The organism is Verrucosispora sp. SN26_14.1, from assembly GCF_004307965.1.
Classification (GTDB): Bacteria; Actinomycetota; Actinomycetes; order Mycobacteriales; family Micromonosporaceae; genus Micromonospora.
This window is the reverse complement of record NZ_SISL01000355.1, coordinates 1-6,124: the sequence shown is the minus strand read 5'-3', so window position 1 is coordinate 6,124 and position 6,124 is coordinate 1. Positions and strand designations below refer to the sequence as shown.

Below are 6,124 nucleotides of genomic sequence, written 5' to 3'. Positions count from 1 at the left end.
GCCCGGCTGCGCGCGGCCCACGAGCACCTGCTCGCCGGCTGATCACCGACCGGTCGCACGCCCGTCGGCGTACCGGCCCGTCCGCCCCTTGAGGCGACGGCCCATCTCCCGGGCGATCTCCCGATCGGCGTCCCGGGCGGCCAGCGCCTGCCGCTTGTCGTACGCCTTGCGGCCCTTGGCCAGCGCCAGCTCGACCTTGGCCCAGCCGCCCGAGAAGTACATCGACAGCGGCACGAGGGTGAACCCGCCCTCGCGGATCTGTGCCAGGATGCGTTCGATCTCCACCCGGCGCAGCAGCAGCTTCCGGGTCCGGCGGGGCGCGTGGTTCGTCCACGTGCCGTAGCCGTACTCCGCGATGTGCAGGCCGTAGAGCATGATCTCGCCGTCGAGTTCTTGGGCGAAGGCGTCGACGAGCGAGACCCGCTTCTCCCGCAGTGACTTGACCTCGGTGCCGGCCAGCACGATCCCGGCCTCGTAGGTCTTGAGGATCGTGTAGTCGTGCCGCGCCCTGCGGTTCGACGCGACGACCGTCCGCTCGCTGTCACCGGAGGTGCCCACCCGGCGAAGGATAGTGCCTGGCCGCCCCGGCCGCGCAGGTCGGCCCAGGAGGTCCCTGAGGTGCCGCCTCGCCTCCACCGCCCGATGCCGGTCGCCGTAAGCTGCTCGGCGATGAACTCCGTCGACTCCAGCGATTCCGCTCGCATCGCCGCCCAGATCGTCGCCGCCCGGGGCGCCCTGGCCGACGATCTCGCCGATCTGACCGATGCCCAGTGGGCCACCCGCTCGCTCTGCGGCTCCTGGACCGTCGAGGAGACGCTGGCACATGTGACCTCGGCCGCGCGGATGACTCCGTTCCGCTGGATCCGCAGCATGGCCGCAGCCGGGTTCCGCCCGGACGTGCACAACCGGCGACGCCTGCGCGAACACCTCGGCGCGACGCCCGCCGAGACGCTGGCGACGTTCCGGGCCGCCGTGTCCGCCACCACCGCGCCGTCCGGGCACTCCGCCGCGTGGCTGGGCGAGGTCGTCGTGCACGGCCAGGACATCCGCCGCCCGCTCGGACTGCACGGTGGGCCGTCGGTCGAGGCGGCCACCACGGTCGCCGAGTTCTTCGTGTCCAGGAACTTCGCCGTCAACAGCCGCACCGTGGCGAAGGACCTGCGGTGGGAGGCGACCGACGGACCGTTCCGCAGCGGTGCCGGTCCGGTCGTCCGAGGAACGACGGAAGCGCTGGTGATGGTGCTCGCGGGCCGACGCGCCTACCTCGCGGACATCACCGGCGACGGTGTCGAGACCGTGGGCGCCCGCATCTAGGGCATCGGCGCGTTAACGCGCCGACCCGGTGCCGACCCAGGGGGCTGGGCCTCGCCGCCGGTCGTCGCGGCTCCGGCGGCCATGTCGTCGTTCGTCGAGGAAATGGAACCCGCCCGGATCGTGGACAGCTCTTGTATTCCTACTTTCTCGGTAGGAATATAGGTCGGTGGTCACCGATCTGCGACTCACCTCCCGCCGGGTCGTCGACCTGATGCGGGTCGCCTCGGAGCTCTGTACCCGCTCGGGCCGCGCCTGACCGGCGCGAGCCCGACGAGCCCGTCACCCGGCCACCCCGCGCGCCCGTACGCCTCCGCGTCGCCGTGCCCTCTCACCCCCGGAGGAACCTCCATGAGTGCCCCCGCACCCCAGCCCACCCCCACCACGCCGGAGAGCCGGTTCGCCGTCAACGAGGACTGGGCCGCGACCCTCCTCGGTCTGGTCCTGCTCGGTCTGGTCCTGATCGGTGCCATCCCCGCCGGGCTGGTGCCCTGATGACCACCGACGCCAACCGACCCGCGACCGGCACCGACTCCGAGACCGCCACCGGCTCGACGGCCGCTGCGGACGCCTCCACAGTGGGCGCGACCGGTGCGCCCGTACGGACCGAATCGGCACCCGCCGGTCCGGCCGCACTGCCGCCTGCCGCGACACCGCCTGCCGACGGCTCCTTCTGGGCCTGGACCGCCGTCGGCCTGCTGGTCGTGCTCGTCCTCGCCGTCCTGACCCGCTACCTCGAACAGAACGTGCCCACCTGGGTCGAGGGCACGGCGGTCGAGGACGTCGCGGGCGCGATCGAATACCCGGTGTACGCCATCCTGCTGGGCCTGCTCGGCAACGCGGTGGTGACGCTGACCGGGTGGCGTGACCGGATCGCCGCCGCGTTCCGCACCGAGTTCTTCATCAAGACCGGTCTGGTCCTGCTCGGCGCGTCGATCAACCTGGCGGTCATCGCCAGCGCCGCCGGGCCGGCCATCGCCCAGGCGTTGCTGCTGATCAGCGGCGTGTTCCTGTTCACCTGGTGGCTCGCCGGGCGGCTCGGTCTGGACGACAAGCTGCGCGCCCTGCTCGCCTCCGCCGTCTCCATCTGCGGAGTGAGCGCCGCCATCGCCGCCGCCGGTGCGGTACGCGCCCGCCGGGAACAACTGGCGTACACGGCCAGCCTGGTGATCGTCTTCGCGTTGCCGTCGATCTTCCTGCTGCCCTGGCTGGCCGACGTGCTCGGGTTGGAGTCGGCGGTGGCCGGCGCCTGGATCGGCGGCAACATCGACACCACCGCCGCCGTCACCGCCGCCGGTGCGCTGGCCGGTGACGAGGCGTTGCAGATCGCCAGCATCGTCAAGGTCACCCAGAACGCGCTGATGGGCGTGGTCGCGGTGGCGCTGACCGCGTACTTCGCGCTGCACGTCGAGCGTCGGGCCGGCGCGGCCCGTCCGGGGCTCGGCGAGCTGTGGCGCCGGTTCCCGAAGTTCGTCCTCGGCTTCGTCGCCGCGTCGGTGATCGCCACCTGGTATCTCGACGTCGCCGGAGCGGACGGCAAGGCCACCATCGCGATCGTCAACGACCTCCGGACCTGGTTCTTCATCCTGGCCTTCGTCAGCATCGGTCTGGAGGTGCGGGTGGCGGCGCTGCGGCAGGCCGGGTGGCGGCCGGTGGCGGTCTTCGGCGCCGCCACCGTGTTCAACCTGGTCCTCGCGCTGGGACTCGCCTCGGTGCTGTTCGCCGGCTTCTCGACGAGCTGAGGCGATCGGCCGGGAACCGGACCTCCCCCCGGTTCCCGGCCGTCGGTCTAGGCAGGCCCGGTGGCCGACAGGTAGGCGTGGCCGCGAGCGGAGAGTTCGTACCCGGAGGGCAGGCTGAGGGTCAGGCCATGTGCTTTGAGGGTTCGGAGGCGTCGTTTCAGGGAGTCCTTGTCGATCGACAGCTCGGCGGCGAGCCGCGCGGCGGTGATGCCCGGCTGGCGGCCGATCCGGTCCAGCGCGGCGCGGGCCCAGGGAGTTCGGGCGTCGAGCCGGTCCAGCACGGCGTCGAGATCGGCGATGTCGGCTGGCGAGAGCACCGGGTTCTCCGCGAGCGCGGTGCGGGGATCGGGCCCGGCCCACGACAGGGTGATGCGCCAGAGTGGATCGGCGTCGTCACCGCGCAGGGTCGAGAGCAGGGCCTCCCGTGTGGCGTACCCGGCATCCCGCGCGGCGGTCGTGTCGAGCTGTTCGGGCTCGGCGCGGTCGACGGCCTCGACGCGTACGATTCCGGCCACCGTGTGGAACGTCGAGCCGGGTCGCACCCGTGGCCGGATCCAGCGCCGGTAGGCGACGGTGACCTCCCCGGCGGCGACGCCGTGCGCGATCTCGTGGGTCAGGATCACCGGCGACCTTCGTCGAACTGGGGCAGAGGTCGCTTCCGGGGCCGAGCCTGACGCAGCGCCAGAGTCGAACCCCGGTTGCCCGGCACGAGTCTCCACCCGCTCATGTCCACACGGTACCGGGCATCTTCCTCCTTCCCGGTCCACGAATCGGCAGGCGCGTCGGTGCGGTACGCAGCCCGGCCGGCTGCACGAAGACCGCCCGTCGGGTGACGGCTTCTCCCCGCTTGTTGACCTGATATCCCTCCAACCAGATCCGCCCGTCGTACGTGGTCCAGGTCAACACCCGGATCACGCGGAACAGGATCGGCCGACGAAACTGCACGCTGGCCTGCGGCCCGATCAGGAGCAGATCACCGGCGCGCGGTGCCGTGGTCACGGCAACCACCCGAGGAACCGCCGATGCAGCAGCCCGGCCGGAGCCCACCCCATGTCCTGACTGGCCGCCACCACGCACGCGCCTAGATAGAGCGCCAACGACATCGGAGCCTGCTCGTACTCGGCCCGCAATTCCTGACGACGCGTACGGCAGGGCCAGGGTGCACCACATCCCGCACAGGTCCAGATCGGCACCACCGGCCCGTGCGCTGTCATGACGCCTCTCCCGGCCAGTGGCCCCGATTGATCGGCACCCGGTACCGCACTCGACACGGCAGATCCCGGCCGCACCGACACGTCACCCGCCTCAGCACGTGGTTCCACCTCGGCCGATGCCGACGCGCGAACGTGAGAGCCGCAGCGAGCAGGAACTCGTTGTAGGTCATCTGCCGGACCATCTGCCCCTCCTCCGACGAGGGGCGTGGCGGCCGGGCCACGCCGGGTCATCCGACCACCACACCCAGTGACACCGTTTCACGCAACCAAGCAATCCGCAATATGCGGATCCGGCATGTGCGATCAATTCTTATGCGAAAGGAAGTCACATCGTTTGTGTGGCACGATGGCCCCATGGCCACCCGTCAAAGTCCCACCGTCCAGCGGCGGCGGCTGGCGCTCACCTTGCGGAAGCTTCGTGAGCGGGCCGGCCACACGTCCGCAGATGCGGCCCAACAGGTGGATCACGACGGAAGCTGGCTCAGCCGCGTCGAGAACGGTGACGTGCGTCCACACCCGAACGACGTGCGGGCACTCCTGACGCTGTACGGAGTGGAGGGCGACCAGGCCGAAGCAGTGGTCGCGGTGGCACGTCAAGCGAAGCAGCGTGGGTGGTGGCAGCGGTACAGCGACGTCCTGCCCGACTGGTTCACGGCGTACGTGGGCATGGAGTCCGAGGCATCGGTCATCCGCACGTACGAGTGTCAGATGTTCCCGGGTCTGCTTCAGGGCGAGGAGTATGCCCGCGCGGTTTTCCAGACCGGTCCGATTCCTCTGCGCGACGACGAGATCGAGCGGCAGGTGTCACTCCGCATGGAACGCCAGAAGATCCTGGCCAAGGATGACCCGCCGATACTGCGAGTGGTGATCGACGAAGGAGCCGTCCGCCGCGTGGTGGGAGGACCCGAGGTGCTGCACCGGCAGATCAGGCTCCTGGTCGAGCACTCCACTCGGAGCAATGTCCAAGTTCAGCTACTGCCGTACTCCACCGGCCTCGGCTTCGACGGCAGCTTCGTCATCCTCGACTTCCCACCCCTGCCGGCACCCTATCCGGACGCTGCCGAGGAGAAGATGGTGTACGTCGGCACTCTCACCGGTGCGCTGTATCTGGACAGGCCCGCGGAGATCTCTGCATACGCCACAGCTCATGAACAGCTTCAAGCTGTGGCTCTGGGACCGAAGCCCACTCGGGATAGGCTGCTCGCGTTGGCCGAGGAGTTGGTCAAGTAGGAGGACCCGCATGAACCCGACTCGCGCGACCTGGCGCAAGAGCACCCGGTCGGGGTCGACCGGGAACTGTGTCGAGGTGGCCGACAATCTCCCGGCCGTGGTCGCGGTGCGGGACAGCAAGGACCGGCAGGGGCCGGTGCTGTCGTTCGGCACCGACCAGTGGGCCGGCTTCGTCCGGGGTGTCAAGGGCGGCAGCTTCGTCGCCTGAGCGGCGGCGTTCCGGCATCCGCCTTCCTCAGGTGGGTACGCCGAGTCGGTCGAGCAGGCGGCGGCGTAGTGCGCCGAAGGCCGGGTCGACTGGAGTCCGGGTCGGGCCGAGGGGCACGTCCAGTTCCTCGGCGATGACGCCGGACTCCAGCAGGAGCAGCCGGTCGGCGAGCAGCAGTGCCTCTTCGACGTCGTGGGTGACCAGCAGCGCGGCGAAGCCGTGTTCGGCGCGTAGCCGGCGCAGCAGTGCCTGCATCCGGAGTCGGGTGAGCGCGTCGAGCGCGCCGAAGGGCTCGTCGAGCAGCAGCACGTCGGGTTCGCGTACCAGGGCTCGGGCGACCGCGACCCGCTGTGCCTGGCCGCCGGAGAGTTCGGCGGGCCAGGCGCGGTGGCTGTCGGCGAGGCCGACCTCCGGCAGCG

Annotated in this window: 10 protein-coding genes; 5 read left to right on the top strand and 5 right to left on the bottom strand. The window is 70.5% G+C overall.

Annotated elements, in window-relative coordinates; genetic code table 11:
- Positions 1 to 42: 42 nt before the first annotated feature.
- Positions 43 to 558 carry an SsrA-binding protein SmpB gene (smpB, locus tag EYA84_RS24250; RefSeq protein ID WP_131055656.1) on the bottom strand — a complete coding sequence of 172 codons (516 nt, stop codon included), beginning with the start codon at positions 556 to 558 and terminating at the stop codon, positions 43 to 45.
- Positions 559 to 669: 111 nt separating this feature from the next.
- On the opposite strand from smpB, the gene EYA84_RS24245 reads away from it, so the two are divergent.
- The 3 genes from EYA84_RS24245 (at position 670) to EYA84_RS24240 (ending at position 3,053) form a co-directional block, all read left to right on the top strand.
- Positions 670 to 1,314: a maleylpyruvate isomerase family mycothiol-dependent enzyme gene (locus tag EYA84_RS24245; protein WP_131055654.1), complete on the top strand. Its 645-nt coding sequence runs from the start codon at positions 670 to 672 to the stop codon at positions 1,312 to 1,314.
- Between the two features lie 348 nt (positions 1,315 to 1,662).
- Positions 1,663 to 1,806 (top strand): hypothetical protein, encoded by a 144-nt coding sequence (locus tag EYA84_RS33010; RefSeq protein ID WP_162854383.1) that lies wholly within the window; start codon positions 1,663 to 1,665, stop codon positions 1,804 to 1,806.
- Complete coding sequence (locus tag EYA84_RS24240) at positions 1,806 to 3,053, top strand: YeiH family protein (protein ID WP_236145934.1); 1,248 nt, start codon at positions 1,806 to 1,808, stop codon at positions 3,051 to 3,053. The genes EYA84_RS33010 and EYA84_RS24240 overlap by 1 nt, the downstream gene beginning before the upstream one ends.
- Before the next feature lie 47 nt (positions 3,054 to 3,100).
- Here the strand turns inward: EYA84_RS24240 and EYA84_RS24235 are convergent, their stop codons facing one another.
- From EYA84_RS24235 to EYA84_RS24225, 3 genes are all read right to left on the bottom strand, one after another.
- Positions 3,101 to 3,676: a helix-turn-helix domain-containing protein gene (locus EYA84_RS24235; RefSeq protein ID WP_161595027.1), complete on the bottom strand. Its 576-nt coding sequence runs from the start codon at positions 3,674 to 3,676 to the stop codon at positions 3,101 to 3,103.
- A 100-nt stretch (positions 3,677 to 3,776) separates the two neighbouring features.
- On the bottom strand, positions 3,777 to 4,052 hold the full coding sequence (locus EYA84_RS24230) for a hypothetical protein (RefSeq protein WP_131055650.1): 276 nt from the start codon (positions 4,050 to 4,052) through the stop codon (positions 3,777 to 3,779).
- A complete protein-coding gene (locus EYA84_RS24225) occupies positions 4,049 to 4,267 on the bottom strand; it encodes a hypothetical protein (RefSeq protein ID WP_131055649.1) in 219 nt (72 codons plus the stop codon). The genes EYA84_RS24230 and EYA84_RS24225 overlap by 4 nt, the downstream gene beginning before the upstream one ends.
- A gap of 354 nt (positions 4,268 to 4,621) precedes the next feature.
- Between EYA84_RS24225 and EYA84_RS24215 the strand changes: the two genes are divergently transcribed.
- Together EYA84_RS24215 and EYA84_RS24210 are read left to right on the top strand one after the other, a co-directional pair.
- On the top strand, positions 4,622 to 5,497 hold the full coding sequence (locus tag EYA84_RS24215) for a helix-turn-helix transcriptional regulator (protein WP_131055645.1): 876 nt from the start codon (positions 4,622 to 4,624) through the stop codon (positions 5,495 to 5,497).
- A 10-nt stretch (positions 5,498 to 5,507) separates the two neighbouring features.
- Positions 5,508 to 5,705 carry a DUF397 domain-containing protein gene (locus EYA84_RS24210; RefSeq protein ID WP_131055642.1) on the top strand — a complete coding sequence of 66 codons (198 nt, stop codon included), beginning with the start codon at positions 5,508 to 5,510 and terminating at the stop codon, positions 5,703 to 5,705.
- Between the two features lie 27 nt (positions 5,706 to 5,732).
- Here EYA84_RS24210 and EYA84_RS24205 read toward each other — a convergent pair.
- The coding region (locus EYA84_RS24205) for an ATP-binding cassette domain-containing protein (protein ID WP_131055640.1) at positions 5,733 to 6,124 on the bottom strand (392 nt) is incomplete at its 5' end.

Coding starts and splice junctions, on each gene's coding strand:
- EYA84_RS24245 (WP_131055654.1), top strand. CDS start 670: ATGAACTCCGTCGACTCCAGCGATTCCGCTCGCATCGCCGCCCAGATC.
- EYA84_RS33010 (WP_162854383.1), top strand. CDS start 1,663: ATGAGTGCCCCCGCACCCCAGCCCACCCCCACCACGCCGGAGAGCCGG.
- EYA84_RS24240 (WP_236145934.1), top strand. CDS start 1,806: ATGACCACCGACGCCAACCGACCCGCGACCGGCACCGACTCCGAGACC.
- EYA84_RS24225 (WP_131055649.1), bottom strand. CDS start 4,267: ATGACAGCGCACGGGCCGGTGGTGCCGATCTGGACCTGTGCGGGATGT.
- EYA84_RS24215 (WP_131055645.1), top strand. CDS start 4,622: ATGGCCACCCGTCAAAGTCCCACCGTCCAGCGGCGGCGGCTGGCGCTC.
- EYA84_RS24210 (WP_131055642.1), top strand. CDS start 5,508: ATGAACCCGACTCGCGCGACCTGGCGCAAGAGCACCCGGTCGGGGTCG.